This window comes from Corynebacterium aurimucosum (genome assembly GCF_030408555.1).
Taxonomy (GTDB): Bacteria; Actinomycetota; Actinomycetes; order Mycobacteriales; family Mycobacteriaceae; genus Corynebacterium; species Corynebacterium aurimucosum.
Window position 1 is genome coordinate 892990 of the sequence record NZ_CP047048.1, and the last position, 16154, is coordinate 909143.

At 59.9% G+C, this 16154-nt stretch carries 21 protein-coding genes; 11 read left to right on the forward strand and 10 right to left on the reverse strand.

Annotation, left to right across the window (positions count from 1 at the left end; all coding sequences use genetic code 11):
• Nucleotides 1-41: 41 nt before the first annotated feature.
• Nucleotides 42-956 carry a hypothetical protein gene (locus CAURIM_RS04210; protein WP_201828513.1) on the forward strand — a complete coding sequence of 305 codons (915 nt, stop codon included), beginning with the start codon at nt 42-44 and terminating at the stop codon, nt 954-956.
• 68 nt (nt 957-1024) lie between these two features.
• Entirely contained in the window at nt 1025-1906 is an 882-nt protein-coding gene (locus CAURIM_RS04215) for a serine hydrolase (protein WP_236659302.1), read from the forward strand.
• Nucleotides 1907-1929: 23 nt separating this feature from the next.
• Here CAURIM_RS04215 and CAURIM_RS04220 read toward each other — a convergent pair whose 3' ends face one another.
• On the reverse strand, nt 1930-2625 hold the full coding sequence (locus CAURIM_RS04220) for a hypothetical protein (protein ID WP_201828512.1): 696 nt from the start codon (nt 2623-2625) through the stop codon (nt 1930-1932).
• A 144-nt stretch (nt 2626-2769) separates the two neighbouring features.
• Here CAURIM_RS04220 and CAURIM_RS04225 point away from each other — a divergent pair, with 144 nt between their 5' ends.
• Together CAURIM_RS04225 and CAURIM_RS04230 are read left to right on the forward strand one after the other, a co-directional pair.
• On the forward strand, nt 2770-4092 hold the full coding sequence (locus CAURIM_RS04225; protein ID WP_201828511.1) for a serine/threonine-protein kinase: 1323 nt from the start codon (nt 2770-2772) through the stop codon (nt 4090-4092).
• A 134-nt stretch (nt 4093-4226) separates the two neighbouring features.
• A complete protein-coding gene (locus CAURIM_RS04230) occupies nt 4227-4907 on the forward strand; it encodes a DNA-binding response regulator (protein ID WP_236659301.1) in 681 nt (226 codons plus the stop codon).
• 19 nt (nt 4908-4926) lie between these two features.
• Here CAURIM_RS04230 and CAURIM_RS04235 read toward each other — a convergent pair whose 3' ends face one another.
• The 6 genes from CAURIM_RS04235 to rpmB all read right to left on the reverse strand — a co-directional run bounded on the left by CAURIM_RS04235 (nt 4927) and on the right by rpmB (nt 7749).
• Nucleotides 4927-5643 (reverse strand): TetR/AcrR family transcriptional regulator, encoded by a 717-nt coding sequence (locus CAURIM_RS04235; RefSeq protein ID WP_201828509.1) that lies wholly within the window; start codon nt 5641-5643, stop codon nt 4927-4929.
• Between the two features lie 88 nt (nt 5644-5731).
• Nucleotides 5732-6526 carry a hypothetical protein gene (locus tag CAURIM_RS04240; RefSeq protein WP_201828508.1) on the reverse strand — a complete coding sequence of 265 codons (795 nt, stop codon included), beginning with the start codon at nt 6524-6526 and terminating at the stop codon, nt 5732-5734.
• Nucleotides 6527-6766: 240 nt separating this feature from the next.
• Nucleotides 6767-7021, reverse strand: coding sequence for a 30S ribosomal protein S18 (gene rpsR, locus CAURIM_RS04245; protein ID WP_010187626.1), 255 nt, complete (start codon nt 7019-7021; stop codon nt 6767-6769).
• A gap of 15 nt (nt 7022-7036) precedes the next feature.
• Nucleotides 7037-7342 carry a 30S ribosomal protein S14 gene (gene rpsN / locus CAURIM_RS04250; RefSeq protein WP_010187625.1) on the reverse strand — a complete coding sequence of 102 codons (306 nt, stop codon included), beginning with the start codon at nt 7340-7342 and terminating at the stop codon, nt 7037-7039.
• 3 nt (nt 7343-7345) lie between these two features.
• Complete coding sequence (rpmG, locus tag CAURIM_RS04255; RefSeq protein WP_010187624.1) at nt 7346-7510, reverse strand: 50S ribosomal protein L33; 165 nt, start codon at nt 7508-7510, stop codon at nt 7346-7348.
• Between the two features lie 2 nt (nt 7511-7512).
• Nucleotides 7513-7749, reverse strand: a complete 237-nt coding sequence (rpmB, locus tag CAURIM_RS04260) for a 50S ribosomal protein L28 (protein ID WP_005279911.1) — start codon at nt 7747-7749, stop codon at nt 7513-7515.
• 476 nt (nt 7750-8225) lie between these two features.
• On the opposite strand from rpmB, the gene CAURIM_RS04265 reads away from it, so the two are divergent.
• The 7 genes from CAURIM_RS04265 to CAURIM_RS04295 all read left to right on the forward strand — a co-directional run bounded on the left by CAURIM_RS04265 (nt 8226) and on the right by CAURIM_RS04295 (nt 13909).
• The gene (locus tag CAURIM_RS04265; protein WP_005530151.1) at nt 8226-8495 is read left to right on the forward strand and encodes a type B 50S ribosomal protein L31; all 270 of its coding nucleotides are present in this window, start codon (nt 8226-8228) and stop codon (nt 8493-8495) included.
• A 15-nt stretch (nt 8496-8510) separates the two neighbouring features.
• Entirely contained in the window at nt 8511-8684 is a 174-nt protein-coding gene (gene rpmF / locus CAURIM_RS04270) for a 50S ribosomal protein L32 (RefSeq protein ID WP_010187615.1), read from the forward strand.
• 321 nt (nt 8685-9005) lie between these two features.
• Nucleotides 9006-9704, forward strand: a complete 699-nt coding sequence (locus CAURIM_RS04275; protein WP_201828507.1) for a response regulator transcription factor — start codon at nt 9006-9008, stop codon at nt 9702-9704.
• Nucleotides 9701-11311 carry a sensor histidine kinase gene (locus CAURIM_RS04280; RefSeq protein WP_201828506.1) on the forward strand — a complete coding sequence of 537 codons (1611 nt, stop codon included), beginning with the start codon at nt 9701-9703 and terminating at the stop codon, nt 11309-11311. Before CAURIM_RS04275 ends, CAURIM_RS04280 begins: the two co-directional genes overlap by 4 nt.
• A 111-nt stretch (nt 11312-11422) precedes the next feature.
• Nucleotides 11423-12946, forward strand: coding sequence for a S1C family serine protease (locus CAURIM_RS04285; RefSeq protein WP_236659300.1), 1524 nt, complete (start codon nt 11423-11425; stop codon nt 12944-12946).
• 109 nt (nt 12947-13055) lie between these two features.
• On the forward strand, nt 13056-13649 hold the full coding sequence (locus CAURIM_RS04290; protein WP_201828505.1) for a MogA/MoaB family molybdenum cofactor biosynthesis protein: 594 nt from the start codon (nt 13056-13058) through the stop codon (nt 13647-13649).
• Nucleotides 13649-13909 carry a hypothetical protein gene (locus CAURIM_RS04295; protein ID WP_201828504.1) on the forward strand — a complete coding sequence of 87 codons (261 nt, stop codon included), beginning with the start codon at nt 13649-13651 and terminating at the stop codon, nt 13907-13909. Before CAURIM_RS04290 ends, CAURIM_RS04295 begins: the two co-directional genes overlap by 1 nt.
• A 93-nt stretch (nt 13910-14002) precedes the next feature.
• Here the strand turns inward: CAURIM_RS04295 and mscL are convergent, their stop codons facing one another.
• The 3 genes from mscL to CAURIM_RS04310 all read right to left on the reverse strand — a co-directional run bounded on the left by mscL (nt 14003) and on the right by CAURIM_RS04310 (nt 16108).
• Nucleotides 14003-14431 (reverse strand): large conductance mechanosensitive channel protein MscL, encoded by a 429-nt coding sequence (mscL, locus tag CAURIM_RS04300; protein ID WP_201828503.1) that lies wholly within the window; start codon nt 14429-14431, stop codon nt 14003-14005.
• Between the two features lie 374 nt (nt 14432-14805).
• Nucleotides 14806-15450 carry an SAF domain-containing protein gene (locus tag CAURIM_RS04305; protein WP_201828502.1) on the reverse strand — a complete coding sequence of 215 codons (645 nt, stop codon included), beginning with the start codon at nt 15448-15450 and terminating at the stop codon, nt 14806-14808.
• A 91-nt stretch (nt 15451-15541) separates the two neighbouring features.
• Nucleotides 15542-16108 carry a 5-formyltetrahydrofolate cyclo-ligase gene (locus CAURIM_RS04310; protein ID WP_201828501.1) on the reverse strand — a complete coding sequence of 189 codons (567 nt, stop codon included), beginning with the start codon at nt 16106-16108 and terminating at the stop codon, nt 15542-15544.
• Nucleotides 16109-16154: the final 46 nt, after the last annotated feature.

Here is a 16154-nt window from a genome sequence, read left to right on the forward strand (position 1 = left end):
TATAGGGCATAACCAGAACGTCTAGATCTACGGAGGCTTCGGTGACTGACTCAGATCGCAACCATGGATTCGGCGCACAGCACCCGCAGGGAAACGGTGGCCAGCCGCAGCCTTCCCGTGAAGATACCCACCCGGAGACCGCGGATTTTGAAGCGCCGCCGACGCAACAGCGTTCCATGCAGCCACAGAATTTCCCGCAGAACGCGGGAGGAAATCAGAATTATGCGCAATCGGGTGAGCGCAACTACTCGAATCCCTTTGTCACCCCCGGCGCATCAGGCCAGTACGGCCAACAGCAGCCGTTCCAGACGCAGCAATTCTCATCCCAGCCAGCGTCGCTGGACGGTGACGGACAGTATGATCAGCAGCCAGCAGGGTACCCCGCTGGTTATTCTCAAGAGGGTGGCGGAAGCGGCAGCTCCTCCAACTCCGGCAAGTTTGTGCTCATCGCTGTGCTGATTCTGGCGGTTGTCCTCGTTATGGCCGCGCTGGCCTACATCTTTTTCTTTAAGCACGCAGATTCTGGTTCCCAGGCCGGATCGCCGCTGACTACCGCCCAACTCACTGAACAGAACGACAGTGCGCAGGACAGCACGTCGAGCGCGGAGAGCTCTGAAAAGAGTTCGGAGCAGACCACGACGACCACTCAGTCGCAGAAGCGCCCCGAGCACCCCGACTTGCCCGAGGGGGCGATCCCGGCAAACGACGCCGCGCGCAACAACGAACCGGGTGGCAACTTCAACAGCGTCTACCGTGGAACAGTGGTAACGACGGAATCCTTCGCCAACGTTGTGCGCGATGAGTACGTCAAGCACTACGTGGAAACCCACGAGTTTGATGCCACCATTAAGGCCTACAGCCCAGTCACCGAGATCACCTACACCATGGATTGTTCCGATAACGGTGAATTTGTCACCTGTACAGGCGGCAACAACGCGGTTGTGCTCATCCTCTAATGCTCAGGCGGTCAACAATGAAACAGGTAGCAATGTGCCGTCACAGCCCTGCACAGCCGCGGCGCCGGATGGCAGTACTGGCAGCGCTGGTGGGGGCGTCGCTCAGCGCCTGCACCATTGGGGATGTCACCACGCTTGAGCCCAGCGCACCTGCGAGCAGCCCACAGCCCACGCTGCCTGATTCCGGGGCAGAGGTATCTGATGGACCCGCCGCTGGCCCAGCCCTCGACAAGGAACCAACCGTGATTAAAGCCACCGACCTTCAGGAAGCCGTCGACGCCATCGCTGCGGACAACCCGGGAACCGGAATTGCGGTGGCAGGCTCAGGGACCGTCGCAGCGGCCGGCATCACAGACCCGCTGCCCGCGTGGTCCACGGTGAAAGTTCCGCTGGCTATTGCCGCCGAACGCGCCGGGGTGGCGGAAGCAGACGTCGTGTCCCGGGCGATCACGTACTCCGATAATGCCGCAGCCGATTCCCTCTGGGAGGCCCTCGGTGGGGGAGAACAGGCTGCACAAGCCACCCAAGCCATCATTGGCACCTCCACGGTCCCCGCTACGCCGCCGCGCCCCGGTTTTAGTGCCTTCGGCCAAACTCAGTGGTCGGTATCCCAGCAAGCGGAATTCATCGCAGCTCTGGGATGCCAAGAAGGCGCGGATCCAATCCTAGTGGCCATGGGGCAGCCGGATCCCGCTCAGCATTATGGACTGCGCACCTTGGAAGGTGCGGTGATGAAGGGGGGCTGGGGGCCGGCCGAGGACGGCTCCTATGAAGCCCGCCAGATGGGACTTATCACCCTCGGCGAGCATACGGTGGCGGTGGCTATTTATGCCGCAGCGCCTTCTGGGGATTATGGTGAGGCGCAGCAGATGCTGAGCCGCGTGGTCACACAACTGGCCACTGCGGAGGTCGAGTGGCCCGACGCCGGATGCCAGCAGGGCGCTGTTTAAGAAGCACGAGCGATGTTAAGGCGCTAGCGCGGCCAGTAGTCCTCGAATTCGCCGGCCTCGCCATCGATGTCATAGTCCTTGCCGCGGATGTTGAGCACGGAGCCGGTGTCATCCCCGCTCGTCGGATCGAGAATCGTGGCGCTGAAGGAATCACCTTCGCCACCTGCCGGGCCAAAGGCAGCGCCGCTGGACCAGACACCGCGGTAGAAGAGGGAGTCCTGCTTTTCACAGACCACAATGTGTGAATCGGGATCGGTGCCATGAGCGGCGAAGATCATGTCTTCACCTTGCTGGCAGCGGGCCTCAGGGTAATCGGACCAACCAGCAGCAGTGAGGCCTTCCGGGACGTCGGCCGCCCCAGCGCTAGCTGTAGTCTCCGGAGCCTGTTCGCTCGGTGCTGCGGCGTGGCCTTCTTCGTTGTCTGCGTCCGCGCCTTCCTTGGGGGCGGAGTCTTGAGGGGAAGGGCCTTGAAGTGCGGGGTCATTTTCCTCTGGAGCTGTCTGCTCCGAGGTTGCGCTCGCGCCGGAAGGCTCTTGATTGGTGGAACGGACGTCATACCAAATCACGAGGCCCGCAATCAGCAGCGCAATGAGAATTGCGATCGCGCAGATGATCGGAACGAGGTTGCGCTGTTCCGATTGGGGCTGCCGAGATTGGCCCGACACCGGCGTAGGGGTCTTATGCTCGTGATGGTTAGTGCCAAATCCTGGGGTCGTCATAGGGTCCTTGGAAAACAGTAGAGAACAACACGTAGCATAACCGGCCTTGTAATACCGGACGGAACCGCGCTTAAGTACCCTCCATTTGGGGGCGATGGGACATGGCAACATCATGCTGCCCAGTGCATATGGTCCAATGGGGCAGTGACTAATTCCTACTTCGTGCAATGGCTGACCCAGCAGAAGCGCTACATCAATGTGTACCTGCTGGGTGAAGGCGGCATGGGGCAGGTCTTTCATGCTACCGATCCGGACCTTTCCCGTGAGCTCGCCGTCAAGGTGCTGTTGGATGATGTCCGGGATGAAGCCTCCCGCGCGCGTTTCCACAATGAAATGAAAGCGCTCACCAGGATTGGTAGTCACCCAGGTGTGGTCCAGTTTTATTCTAAGGAGTCCACCCCGCGCGGAGATGACGTGATGGTCATGGCCTTCATCGACGGCAAAACCTTGGGGCATGCCATTCGAGAGCGGGCCCAAAAGGGCCGGGGATTTAGCGTGGCTGAGGTTGTGTATTACCTCAAACCAATTGCCTCGGCGCTGGATTATATGCACCATGAACTACATCCTGGGTGGGTGCATCGGGACATCAAACCCGCCAATATTCTGCTGCGCAAGAACCCCGGCAGCTTGCCGCCGGCTGTGCTAAGTGACTTCGGAATAAGCATTGAGGAAGGCCAATCTCGCCTGACCAAAATCGGTCACATTGTGGGTACTGAGAAATACTTGGCCCCGGAGAACAATGGCAATGCTTATGGCGATGATGATATGTCGGCGCGCGCGGACGACTACTCCTTGGCGCTCATCGCCTTCGAGATGCTCACTCTTCATCACCTCAAAGACACGATGCCGCGCAGCGAGTGGGAAGGGCAGCGGCGCATCCCGGATCTGTCCAGCGACGCCTTCGCCCAGTTCCTTGCTGATGACACAAAGCACGTTGTGTCGGAAATACAGACCGTCCTGAACAAGGCTCTCAACAGCGTGCCCATGCAGCGCTATGCGCGGGCCCAGGACTTCATCGCCGCGCTTGACGACGTCTCCCAGCCCCACCCCTCCCAGCGTGCGTCGTCCGCCACCACGGCTGCCGCGCGTATCGCTCCGCCCCAGCATCCCGCGCCGCAGTCAGAGCAACCGCGAAATGCCGGACGAGCTGGGCAGCCGAGCCAGTTTGGCCAGCATCCTCAACCTTCCCAACGCTGGCCGGAACCCTCCGCGTCCTTCGGGTCCGTGGAGCGGGCAAGGCCTACTGGCTTCGTCGCCCCCTCGAACCCGATCGCGTCCCCCGGGACTGTCTCACCCTCTACACCGGTGACGCCGGCGATGCCAGGGTCCACCGTGCAACGCCGTTCCACGCCGCAGCGAGCAAGCAACCGGCCACCTGCGAAGGATAATTCAAACGCCCTCATCATTACGGTGACTGTCGTTGTCATCATCCTCATCTTCGTGGTGACGTGGGCTATCGTGGCCTAGCGTCAGCGGGGTGGGGCAGTAACTTAGCGAGCGGAACTAAAGTGAGTGCCGCTACACTGAAGGGCACTGTTTGAAGGCGCCTCGCCGGGATGGATGGCGATGTGCGCGCGTTTCCCAGCCCTACGGAGGTGTCTATGAGCCAGCAACAGCCACTCCCACCGCAGAACGCTCCTCGGGGGCCGCGGCTGCGCATCGATGACTTGATCGGCGGCGTGATGGTCATGTCCCCGGGGCAAGAAGTCATTGTCGGCCGCGCCGGTGACTTCCGCGTGGGTGAGGAGGACCTCAGCTTGCACCGCCAGCTCTTTCAGCTGTGGTACGGCGGACAGGGGTGGATGATCTGCAACGTGGGCAGCCACATCCCGCTGCGCATCGAGCTGCGCGGCGTCACGGGGTTTTCGCGCATCGACCTCGGCCCGCGCTCAGTCGCGGCCGTGCCCCCGGGGCCATCGCGGATTACCTTTGAGACCCCCGAGTGCCCTTACGAGCTTTACATCGATGTGGAGAACAGCAACTACTCGCGCCGCACAAAACGCGAGCAGGACGTCGATGAGGAGCGCACGCGTACCCGCCACGTACCCAATGATGAGCAAGAAGAACTGCTGCGCCTGCTAGCCAGCTACCTCAAGAAGCCAGGCTCTACCGATGCTGATATCCCCTCGGTCCGAGAGATCGCCGAGGAGCTGGGGTGGACCGAAAAGAAGACGAACCACAAGATGGACCGCCTCGTCGATAATCTGCGAGCAGACGGCGAGAAGGCCTATAAGCCTTATAAGACGTTCCTAGCGCACTATGCCATCCGGCACGGCCGCTAGGCCATCCGCTACGGCCGCGCTAGCGTGCCGGCTTCTTCCGGTCGGCCGCAGCAGCGGCTGCAGAAGAAATAGAGTCATTACGGTTCTTGAGTAGCTCCAAGGTGGTGGCTTCGGCATCCTCGGGAGGGGTGGCGCCGAGGACTGCGAGGGCGGCGTCGGCAAGCATGGCAGATTGCTCCGGCACCCGCTGCGAAGCATCAAAAGGTGCATTGCCATCATTGGGGCGCATCTCAATGACGGAGAGCGCGATGTGGAAAGGCAGCTCGATGCGCGGATCATCCTCGCCCACAATTCCAGCTGCGGCGGTGCGGAAATGATCCTTCAGGCGGTCACGCTGCTCGTGATATTCGCCGAACTCTGGTGAGTTAGCCACCGGCAGTTGATACAGGCGGCCCACGTTCCACGCCGAGGTTAATAGCAGGCGGGACTCTGCGGCCACCAGGGACCACAGGCGCTGCGCCGGAGCAGCGTCTGAAGCTGCGAGCTCATCCGCGAGCTCCAGTGAAGGCTCAATGGTGGAATTGAGCAGCGTGAGGAAGATATCCGTCTTCGAAGGAAAATGGTAGTACAGGGAAGCCTGCCGGATGCCGACGGCATCAGCAATCTGGTGCGTAGAGGTTGTAGCAAAGCCCTGGGTGGTGAAGAGCTCGGATGAGGCATCCAGGATTTCCTCGCGCGCGGTGTTTCCCCGGCGGCGTGGGCTATTCTTCCGCGGCCTGCCAACGCTACCTGCCATGAGGCGGACTCCCTTCGATAAAATTCACGTAATAACTGACGGCAAGTCAGTAATCGTACACCCCGCCGCGAACGGCGAATGTCACAGCTTAGCTTTCACTACAGCTAACCACACTACCGTGCCTTATCACTATGGATTCGATGGCAGCGGACACAGTGCGGCAGGCCGAGCCGTAGGCGGTGCGGTCCAAAGGCGGCAGATCTGCCACAACGACGCTGTGCTGATCGACGCCTTCGTACCACCGACCCAACTCTAGGGCGATGCCCGTGCCCCAAGCTAGGCTTAGTCCCTCGGCCTCGGCGGGAGTAAGGAGCTCACGTTCGACACCAATGGCGAGGCGGTCCGGGGTTGGGCGGGGCGCTGGTGCTGCCCAGCGGGCGATGGCCGACACCGGTGCGAGCAAGGAAAGGCGAATGGACACGTCCGCGGAGCGATCAGGGAGACCATCCACGAGTTTGAGCGGTGCTGGGCGTTGGGATATCGCTTCTGCGTAGAGTTCATCCTCCCCGCCCGCTCCTAGGGGGAGCCCAGCGTCCGCGCGAGTGGATGCCACGTCTTGCACCGCACCGCAGGAGAGGCCGGCCTCGGTGATGACCTTCTCTAGTTGCTCGTCTGTGCCCAGCCACGTGATGGGCAGTGAGGGGAGGAGATCGCCGCGGGCCGCGGCGCCGGTGAGGCGCACGGGACTTGCCAGTCCAGGAGAGCGGACGATGTCCGTGACCACGCGAGAAAACCAGGCAGCAAGTTCTACTCCGTCACCCCGGTGAGCCGTGGCGTTGCGCAGCAAATCCTGCGCTTCCTCCAACAGTCCGCGTGCATGGGCAGGGGAGTGGCAGTGGGTGGCAAGTTCACTGAGATCTGTGAGGGATTCGTGCAGTGGCATAAGGTCTTCAATTCCCTTTCCATCAGGGGTGTTCTAGCCCTTCAATCTATCACCCAGAACGTGCGCGCTGAACATGACAGGTGGGTAGGTACTGACCAAACAGGATAGGAAAACGAAAGCCGCCGCCTACCTTGTCCCCTGTGCGGGGAGGAAGTAGGCGGCGGCTTAAAAGCTCTTTTGTCCTGTCCTAGTGAGTCACGAGTACAGCGGCAAAAGTGCGCTGTTGAAACCAGCTAGTGTTTAGCGGGACGTGAACGGCAGGAGAGCCATTTCGCGTGCGTTCTTGACGGCAGTAGCAACCTGACGCTGCTGCTGCGGGGTCAGACCGGTGACGCGACGGGAGCGGATCTTGCCGCGATCGGAGATGAACAGACGCAGGGTCTTGATCTCCTTGTAGTCGACCTTCTCAATGCCTTCGGCCTTGAGCGGGTTCTTCTTCGGGCGGCGGGTCTGCTCCATACGGAACTTCTTGTGATTATTACGCTTGACAGCCATTGTATGGGTACCCCTTTACCAGCTGGACTTGCGAACGCCCGGCAGCTCACCACGGTGAGCCATGCCGCGCATACGGACACGGGACAGACCGAACTTGCGGAGGTAACCGCGCGGACGTCCATCAGCGGAGTCGCGGTTACGGACGCGGACGCGGGCGGCGTCGCGCGGCTGACGGTTCAGCTCGAACTGCGCCTCGAGGCGCTCTTCGTCCGGGGTGTTCGGGTTCTTGATGATTGCCTTGAGCTCAGCGCGACGCTCCGCGTAGCGGGCGACGATTTCCTTGCGCTGCTCGTTCTTGGCGATCTTTGACTTCTTAGCCATAAATTATCGCTCCTCGCGGAATTCGACGTGCTTGCGGACGATCGGATCGAACTTCTTCAAGGTGATGCGATCCGGGTTGTTGCGCTTGTTCTTACGGGTCACGTAGGTGTAACCGGTGCCCGCAGTGGACTTCAGTTTGATGATTGGACGGATGTCATTACGTGCCATCTTTAGATCTTCTCCCCACGTGCGCGAATCTTGGCCACAACGGACTCGATGCCGTCGCGGTCGATGATCTTCATGCCCTTAGTGGAAACATTCAGGGTGATGGTACGGCCCTCAGAGGGCAGGTAGTACCGACGACGCTGCACGTTGGGGTTCCAACGGCGCGAGGTGCGGCGGTGCGAGTGCGAGACCTGCTTGCCGAATTCCGGCTTGCGGCCCGTTACCTGGCAAATAGCCGACATGGGTCTTCTTTCTCCTAGCCGCCCACATCGAAAGCGACTAACGGAGTGCCTATTCCGCGGTGAGGCGCGGCGCTCGAAAAAGTGAGGTTGAGCAGGAGGCATAAATCCGTTGAACACCAGTTGATGAGGGCGTAAAACGATTACTTTGACAACAGCAAGGGGAAATCTTACATGCCGTAGACTGCAGAACCTAATCACCGCTGCGGCGCCTCCGCGCTTCCATACCTACTATCTGAGCAATATCGGCAGTGAATGCGCAGGTGAGGGCTTCCAATTAGAATATTCAGTATCTAGCGCTGAGATTGGGGGACTGGTGCGATTTCGATTTGATACCGCTGACCTGTAGGATATTTCAAGTTGTCGGCGCGAGCCGCACAGTTTGTAAGTATAGAGACCCAACTCGGGCACGATCCTTTCACGCCCTCGTGCGTCACGGAAGGAACCGACCCGTAGTTCAACCCTGAGGGAATCGACATATGAAGAAAGATATCCACCCGGATTACCACCCGGTGGTCTTCAAGGATGCCGGTACCGGCCACTCCTTCCTGACCAAGTCCACGGCTACCTCCGATCGCACCGTTGAGTGGGAAGACGGTAACGAGTACCCGCTCATCGTCGTTGACGTGACCGCTGAGTCCCACCCGTTCTGGACCGGTGCACAGCGCGTTATGGATACCGCTGGCCGCGTTGAGAAGTTCAACCAGCGCTTCGGTGCAATGGCTCGCCGCAAGAAGAAGAACGCGTAAGGAGGATAGGAAAAGATGGCAACTCCTAAGTTTAAGAAGTCCCGCGCGAATACCCACTCTCGCCGTTCCCAGTGGAAGGCTGACAATGTCGCCCTCCAGGAAGTCACCATCGACGGCCAGACCGTGCGCATTCCGCGCCGCCTGGTTAAGGCTGCCAAGCTCGGCCTGGTAGACGTCGAGCAGTTCTAAGAATCAACGCGCTTGTGCGCTGAGGTCTTAAGACTGCGACTGTTGCCCCGCAGATTCACCTCTTAGTGAGTGAAGCTGCGGGGCTTTTTCCATTCAGTGAGCACCCGCCCACCTGACTGAATCTGTTTCAACAAAGGTGTGCAATGCGTGTTGGTATCCGAGGGCCGACGCTATCCATCAACGCTTACCATGCATTGCTATGCAGGAATTGCTCGCGGTATAGCGCAGAACAGCCGAACTGCGTCTTGAGGGGGGATTTAAGGGGGCGAAAGGAGGAGGCCTACTTCGTGAAAGTGGCCTAGATAGGACATAATTGAGATTATGAAGATTCTTGTCGTGGATGACGAGCAGGCCGTACGCGAATCGCTCCGCCGCTCCTTGAAGTTTAATGGCGACGAGGTCATGTTGGCCGCTGACGGCGTCCAAGCTGTCGAGATGGTGCACAGTGATAGCCCAGAGCTTCTTATCCTCGACGTGATGATGCCGAACATGGACGGTCTCGAAGTGTGCCGAACTCTTCGCAGTGAGGGTTGGGATCGTCCCATTCTTATACTGACCGCGCGCGACGGAGTGTCTGACCGTGTCGCTGGTCTTGATGCGGGAGCCGACGATTACCTGCCCAAGCCTTTCGCTCTGGAAGAGTTGCTCGCCCGCGTGCGTTCCTTGGTTCGCCGCGCTGCTGCGGAGTCTATTGGCAAGAAGCAGCCGGTCGAGACCCAGTTGAGTTTTGAGGACCTCAAGCTTGATGCTGATACCCGTGAAGTCACCCGCGGCGACCGTCAGATTTCTCTGACGCGTACTGAGTTTGCCCTGCTGCGCCTGCTCATGGAGAATCCCCGAAAGGTGCTCTCCCGCAACACCATTCTGGAAGAGGTATGGGGCTATGATTTCCCTACCTCCGGAAACGCCCTCGAGGTCTACATCGGTTATCTCCGCAAGAAGACTGAGGAAGATGGCGAGCCGCGTCTTATTCACACCGTGCGTGGCGTTGGCTACGTCATGAGGGAGGCTATCGCGTGATTCTACGGAGGCCCGCGCCTGACGCGGTGCCTTCTGAAGACCTAGAGTCCACTGCGTGGTTGGGTCTCTCAGGCCGTCGCGGCTGGGCTTCGCGGGCGCCGCTTCGGTGGCGCCTTTCGCTCGTTACTGGTGTCGTCGTCGCCGTGTCTGTGGCGGTAATGACGCTTTTTACCTATTGGTTGGTTGCAGCATCGATGACGGCGAGCGTCGACAAGCAGATCATGCAACAAGCCGATGTGCTAATGCAGCAAGCGCAGGATCCTGTCTTTGTAGAGAACATCGATCAGGAAATTGCGACGTTTAAGCTCTACAACCCCTCGACTCGAGTCTCTATCTCTCCGCCGGCGACTGCGTTTTCCTTTGGTGATGCCTTGCCGGTGGGCGGTGATTTTAAGCCGGATGGGGACACCATGGAACGCTCCATTCGCACCTTGGGCGGTGAGCGCGTGCTGGCCAAGTATCAGGAAGGCGGTGCCACGGTAGTCCTAGCCCAAGACTTGGGTACTACCGAAGATATTGTCTCCGCTGTGGGCTCGGCCCTGCTTATTATCGTGGCCTTTGGTGTCTTGCTCTCCGTCTTTGCGGGCATGGTGGTGTCAAAGACCGGCATGGAGCCCATTGCCCGACTCAAACGAGCTGCCGATTACGTGACGCAAACCAATGACCTGCGCCCGATTGCGGTGGAGAGCAATGATGAGATGTCGCAGCTGACGGTGTCTTTTAACCGAATGCTGTCTGCTCTGCAACACGCTCGCGTACAGCAGTCGCAGTTCGTGGCCGATGCCGGCCACGAGCTTAAGACCCCGCTGACGTCCATGCGTACCAATATTGAGCTTCTCATGATGCTGAACAAATCTGGGGGCGGTTTTGGTATCAGCGACGAGGATCGGCGCGATTTGGAAGACGACGTGATGGCGCAGATGTCGGAGCTGTCGACCCTCATCGGTGATCTCGTGGACCTTGCGCGAGAAGATGCCACCGAAAAGGAACCCGAACCGGTGGAGCTGCACGAAGTGTTGGAGCACTCCCTCAACCGCGCTAAGCGCCGCCGCCCGGACGTCGATTTCCGTGTGCGTTTTATCCCTTGGATGTTGGACGGAGATCCGTTTGCATTGGGCCGCGCCACGCTCAATCTCATGGATAACGCTGCGAAGTGGTCGCCGCCGACGGGTACCGTGCGCGTATCTATGCGGCAAATTGCACAAGACAAGGTTCGTCTGCGCGTGGATGACTCCGGCCCCGGTATTGCCCCGGAGGAACGCGACAAGGTGTTTGAGCGCTTCTATCGTTCGGCTGAAGCCCGGGCGATGCCAGGTTCTGGATTGGGCCTAGCCATCGTGAAATCCGTGATCGAACGTCACAATGGAGACATCACCATCAAGGAATCCGCGGATGGCGGAACGCGCATGGAAGTTATCCTTCCGGGACATCCCACCGAGGGTGATGCCATGGTGGACGGATTGGAAGAGCAACCAAACGAGTTTCAGCCTGATTCTGCTGCTGCGCAACAGTCAACGGAGCAGGCTCCGGAATCCTCCGGAGGGCATGTGGACAACCACAATGACCGCGGCCAAATCTTTGCGGAACGATGGTTCAATCAAGGCTAATGTGCTGTGTATCACCCCAGTTCAGAGCACACAGGAAACGTCCAGCTTTTCCTAGCACACTGGCAGAGCAGAGACAGATGCGCGCCAGCGCGATAGTGCACACTACCTGACATGAATATGAGGAATTCGAACATGGATAGCCCCATGGATAACCCGCAGAACCCGGATGGGCGGCGGCAGGCGCAGCAGCGAGGCGAGGTACTTTCTGCGGGAAGCGAATCAAATGGCTGGAATCAACCGCGCTCGATCTCGCGGGAGTCGGGCGGACAGGCACCCTACGGCGGTCAGCCGGGGCAGGGGAGTCAGCCTTCCTTCGGAGCTCAGCCATCCCAAGCCCCGTACGGGGCGCAGGCGCCGTATGGCGGGCAGAGCTATGGCTTCGGCCACCACAGTCAGGTAGGCCAGCAGCCGCACAATGCGGCGCAGCCTTATGCAGGTGCAGGGCAACGCTATGGTGCTGCCCCCAACGGCAACCAGAACGAGCTTTTTGCCGGGCACCAAGGACCGGGCGTGAACAGTGTGGAGCCAAGCCGCGAACCGAAGAAAAAGCGCAAGGTTGGGCTGGGGACGGCCTTAGCCATGATGCTCGTTGCGGCCGTCGCTGCTGGCGGCGTCACTGGCGCAGTGGTAGGCGCTGCCGGAAACGACAAGTCCTCCACCTCCACGGTCAACGAAGTGTTGGACCGTCAGCCAGTGGCTAATAGCACCGGAAAAGAGCCGGCTGATGGCTCCGTGGAAGATGTAGCGTCGAAGGTTCTACCGGCAGTGGTCTCCATCTTCTCCATGACTCGCTCCGGCGGTGCTGAGGGCTCGGGTTCTATCATCTCTCCAGATGGTTATGTGCTGACCAACCACCACGTGGTTGCAGGCGCGGATCAAGGAGGCCGGCTGGAAGTAACGATGAATGATGGCTCGCGCCACACCGCGACATTCGTTGCATCGGATGCGACGACGGATGTTGGCGTCATCAAGATTGATGACGTCAATGACCTTCCCTTCCTGCAATTCGGTGATTCGGATGCTGCCGCAGTGGGGCAGGAGGTCGTTGCCGTTGGTTCCCCGCTGGGGCTCAACGCCACGGTGACCTCGGGAATCGTCTCGGCCAAGAACCGGCCAGTGCGTGCTTCGCAGGAAGGCGGGGAGTCCTCGCTGATCGACGCCATCCAGACCGATGCCGCCGTGAACCCTGGTAACTCCGGTGGTCCCTTGGTGGACATGGAGGGCAACATCATTGGTATGAACTCCATGATCGCCTCGCTGTCTGGCGGTTCGAATTCCGAAGGTGGCTCCATCGGTTTGGGTTTTGCTATCCCCTCGAATTTTGCCAAGCGGATGGCCGATGAGCTCATTAATAACGGCAAGGTCAAGCACCCAACTTTGGGTGTAAAGGTCCGCGCGCAGAGCGATACCCTCGGCGCGGAAATCGTCGATGTGGAACCTGATAGCCCGGCTGATAAGGCAGGACTGAAGTCCGGTGACGTGGTCACACGCGTTAATGAACGGCTCATTGAAAGCTCCGACGCCTTGATTGCGGCAACCCGCTCCCAAGAATTTGGCACAACCGTGACGCTCGAGGTGAAGAGTCGAGACAGCGAAGATACAAGAAAGGTAGAGGTAACGCTGGCGAGCGAGTAAGTTTACAAATACTTGGGCGGTGCGCCAGCACCGCGTGAACCTCGCACCCTGACACCTTGTAAAGAAACTACTTCCGGAAGATTCCGTCCCACCGTTAAGGAGAACCTCCGTGGCAGACAACACCGACGCAACCGAGCTGCTGGGGCGCGATGCCTCACGCGAACTAGATGATGTCACCGAACCCGATGATGCTTTTCTCATTGCGAGTGAACAAGAACAAAGCGTTCAAGCACCGCGCCGCGCGCTCGTCGTCATCGTCACCGATCACCCGGATGAGGCCGCGCAAGACACGTCGCGCTTGGCTGGTGAATTGTTGGCTGAAGCTGACTTCACCGTCGACGGCGCTGTGATTGTTCGCTCCAAGAAGTCCAAGATCCGGCAGGCGATTGAAACCGGCGTTGTCGGGGGAGTGGACTTGGTGCTCACAATTGGCGGTACGGGCGTCGGCCCGCGCGATAAGACTCCGGAGGCAACCCGCGCAGTACTGGACCAGATGGTTCCGGGCGTGGCGCAAGCGCTGCGCTCTTCCGGCCAGGCATGCGGCGCGGTGGATGCCTGCACCTCCCGCGGTATTTCAGGAGTGTCTGGATCGACGGTCATCGTCAACGTGGCTTCGTCCCGCGCGGCGGTGCGCGATGGCATGGCAACCTTGACGCCTTTGGTGCATCATCTAGTTGATCAGCTGCAGAAATCCAGCTTCTAATGTCGGAATCCACACCACGGTCCTCACGCTCGCGCCGTCGTCGGGCCCAGCGCCCGTCGACCGCCGAGAACTACGACCGCAGTTTCGATATCCCCACCGGCCCGGCACCGTTTGCTTCCGCAGCTGCGGGCGCCGATGAACTGCGCACAGTGAACATTGATGGGGATGCGCACGGCCCCGCCGGTGACAGTGACGACGAGGCCACAGGTGAGGCCTTTTATCGAGAGAATATGCCGCCGCATTTTGGCACTACGCAGTAAAACGAGGGCAGTTTGTAGAGACATAAATTAATCCCGCAGAGTTTCGGCGAAGAGCCGTCTCTGCGGGATAATTTTTAAGCTGTGGCTTCTGGCTTAGAAGTTGGAGCCCGGCTTGTTGGTGGTGGTGCCACCGTTCTCAGCAGCGAGGAGGTCGCGGATCTCGGCGAGCAGCTGCTCGGTGGTCGGAGCCGGCTCCTCCGGGTCCACACCCTGGCGGCGCTTAGCACGCTCGGTGATGGCGTTGATCGGGGCGATGATGCCGAAGTAGACCACAGCAGCGATGATCAGGAAGTTGATGATCGCGGTGATCACGGCGCCGAAGTCAACGAAGGTCTCCGGGTTGTCGGTGATCTGGAAGCCCAAGCCAGCAACCTCCGGGGAGCCGAAGGAGTTGATCAGCGGCTGGATAAGACTATTGGTGACGGAGGTGACAATTGCGGTGAAGGCGCCGCCGATGATGACGGCTACGGCCAGTTCGATGACGTTGCCGCGCATAATGAAATCTTTAAAGCCCTTGAGCATGGGAATATGTCCTTTTCTGCAGAGTGTGTGCTTCTTCGCTCTTGCGCCTGCGCTGCAGTGCGTGTGGTGAGTGCTCTAATGCGGTTCAAGTGGATGGCGCCTAGTTGGTATTGAGCCAGAAGGGCCGGATGGAGAGAGAAAAGTGGCTTGAAACTGAGGAGCGCTTACGTAGGAAGAAGCAAGGGGGGATTACGGGAAACGAGAAGACCACTGTTGAGCGCCCAAGGCATGCGTTGCCGTCAGGTTATGAAGCAGAATTGACGCAGTACCTATAGCGCCTGAGTGGATGTGCCCATACTAGGCAGAGTTTGCGTGTCGTGGCAACATCTTGTGGAGGCCTACCAGTGCAAACGCGATGATCTTCACAACTTAGCTTAACTGTGGGCGCGGTCGCCCACAATGACAACCGTGAGCGGTTGGGTCAGTGACGCGGCTGCTACAGCTTCGGCTGCTTCGGCTGGTAGCGCAACGAGGAGTGTGTGCGTGCGGGCCTCCTCTCCGCCGGCACCCACCGACACGACGCGTGCGCCACGGGCAATCGTTGAACCGCGGGCGGGGGCAGACAGGTTCTCACCGCCTTCGATCGTGCTGACGATATTGACGGTATCGCCATGATGGAGATTGCGGGCAATTTCCGGTTCCGCCAAAGTAAGTGGGATGAGGTGGCCGTCGTCCATCCCGAAATCCGCAATGAGATCCGAGCTGAGCAGACGGGTGCTGGTAAGGATTTCGCCGGCGCTGGCCGCTGCCACCAGAACACGCCCTACTGCATCCTCCGGGTTGCTTCCCAACGCCGTGGCGGGCAGGGCGGAGGAAGGGACGCGGGCCACGGTGACATCGCCAAGCGCCAGCGTCTCCCCGGCGGCCACGTCCCGGGTCATGACCACGGCGCGGGGCTGCTCGCGGGTCGAGGCGAGTGCACTTGCTGCCGCGGCAAGGAGCAAGATTGCCGCTGTTGCACGGCGAAGGATAACGCTGCGGCGATGCCCCGGGGTGCGCAGAACGTGAAGGAAATCCATACTTCTTTAGACTGCGTGTGGTGCCTTAGGGTTCCCGGGAATCGATAGAAAAGCGCAAGCCCAGAGCGTTGGCTCAAGACAAAGAGGTTGCTTAAAGCCAGCGCATTCCACGTTCGGTGAGGACGCCGTCGACTGGGCGGTCGTGCTCCTCGAAAGGAACCTCGCGGACCTCGCTGGAGTGAACCACGGCGACGACGGGCGGGCGTCCAGTGGGCAGCGGTGTGAGCGCGCGGTCATAGTAGCCGGCGCCTTTTCCTAGGCGCATGCCGGACTCGCTCACCGCCATTGCAGGCGCAAGGATGAGATCGAGGCGCGCCAAGATAGCGCTACTGTGGCGTTGCCCGACGGGTTCTGCAATCCCCAAGGCCCCTGGGCGCATAGCTTCCGGGCCGGCATAGAGCGTCCACGAAAGCTCCCCCTTTTCCCCAGAAATAGGTAGGTAGACTTCCTTGCAGAGTGCTGCCACGGTATCCACAAAGTTGGGCCCGCCGGGCTCTGTACCCAGTGGGTGGTAGGCGGCAATCCGCATCGCGGGCGTGAGTAATTCACTTACCCCGGCGCACCATGCGGCGTTGTCTTCAGCGCGCTGCTCGGCGGTTCGCGCGCGCCGGGCGTGAAGGAGTGAGGATCTTAAGGCGTCCTTGGGGGAGCTCGTCATGGGCTTTAATCATAGCGGGCCGGCGTAGCGCAGCACGGGAGCATGG

What these genes read in the sequence shown, in the direction of transcription:
- CAURIM_RS04215 (WP_236659302.1), top strand. Translation starts at nt 1,025, where the DNA reads ATGGCAGTACTGGCAGCGCTGGTGGGGGCGTCGCTCAGCGCCTGCACC.
- rpmG (WP_010187624.1), bottom strand. Translation starts at nt 7,510, where the DNA reads ATGGCACGTAATGACATCCGTCCAATCATCAAACTGAAGTCCACTGCG.
- mscL (WP_201828503.1), bottom strand. Translation starts at nt 14,431, where the DNA reads ATGCTCAAGGGCTTTAAAGATTTCATTATGCGCGGCAACGTCATCGAA.
- CAURIM_RS04230 (WP_236659301.1), top strand. Translation starts at nt 4,227, where the DNA reads ATGAGCCAGCAACAGCCACTCCCACCGCAGAACGCTCCTCGGGGGCCG.
- rpmF (WP_010187615.1), top strand. Translation starts at nt 8,511, where the DNA reads ATGGCAACTCCTAAGTTTAAGAAGTCCCGCGCGAATACCCACTCTCGC.
- CAURIM_RS04305 (WP_201828502.1), bottom strand. Translation starts at nt 15,450, where the DNA reads ATGGATTTCCTTCACGTTCTGCGCACCCCGGGGCATCGCCGCAGCGTT.
- CAURIM_RS04220 (WP_201828512.1), bottom strand. Translation starts at nt 2,625, where the DNA reads ATGACGACCCCAGGATTTGGCACTAACCATCACGAGCATAAGACCCCT.
- CAURIM_RS04310 (WP_201828501.1), bottom strand. Translation starts at nt 16,108, where the DNA reads ATGACGAGCTCCCCCAAGGACGCCTTAAGATCCTCACTCCTTCACGCC.
- CAURIM_RS04240 (WP_201828508.1), bottom strand. Translation starts at nt 6,526, where the DNA reads ATGCCACTGCACGAATCCCTCACAGATCTCAGTGAACTTGCCACCCAC.
- CAURIM_RS04265 (WP_005530151.1), top strand. Translation starts at nt 8,226, where the DNA reads ATGAAGAAAGATATCCACCCGGATTACCACCCGGTGGTCTTCAAGGAT.
- rpsR (WP_010187626.1), bottom strand. Translation starts at nt 7,021, where the DNA reads ATGGCTGTCAAGCGTAATAATCACAAGAAGTTCCGTATGGAGCAGACC.
- CAURIM_RS04295 (WP_201828504.1), top strand. Translation starts at nt 13,649, where the DNA reads ATGTCGGAATCCACACCACGGTCCTCACGCTCGCGCCGTCGTCGGGCC.
- rpsN (WP_010187625.1), bottom strand. Translation starts at nt 7,342, where the DNA reads ATGGCTAAGAAGTCAAAGATCGCCAAGAACGAGCAGCGCAAGGAAATC.
- CAURIM_RS04235 (WP_201828509.1), bottom strand. Translation starts at nt 5,643, where the DNA reads ATGGCAGGTAGCGTTGGCAGGCCGCGGAAGAATAGCCCACGCCGCCGG.
- CAURIM_RS04285 (WP_236659300.1), top strand. Translation starts at nt 11,423, where the DNA reads ATGAATATGAGGAATTCGAACATGGATAGCCCCATGGATAACCCGCAG.
- CAURIM_RS04275 (WP_201828507.1), top strand. Translation starts at nt 9,006, where the DNA reads ATGAAGATTCTTGTCGTGGATGACGAGCAGGCCGTACGCGAATCGCTC.
- rpmB (WP_005279911.1), bottom strand. Translation starts at nt 7,749, where the DNA reads ATGTCGGCTATTTGCCAGGTAACGGGCCGCAAGCCGGAATTCGGCAAG.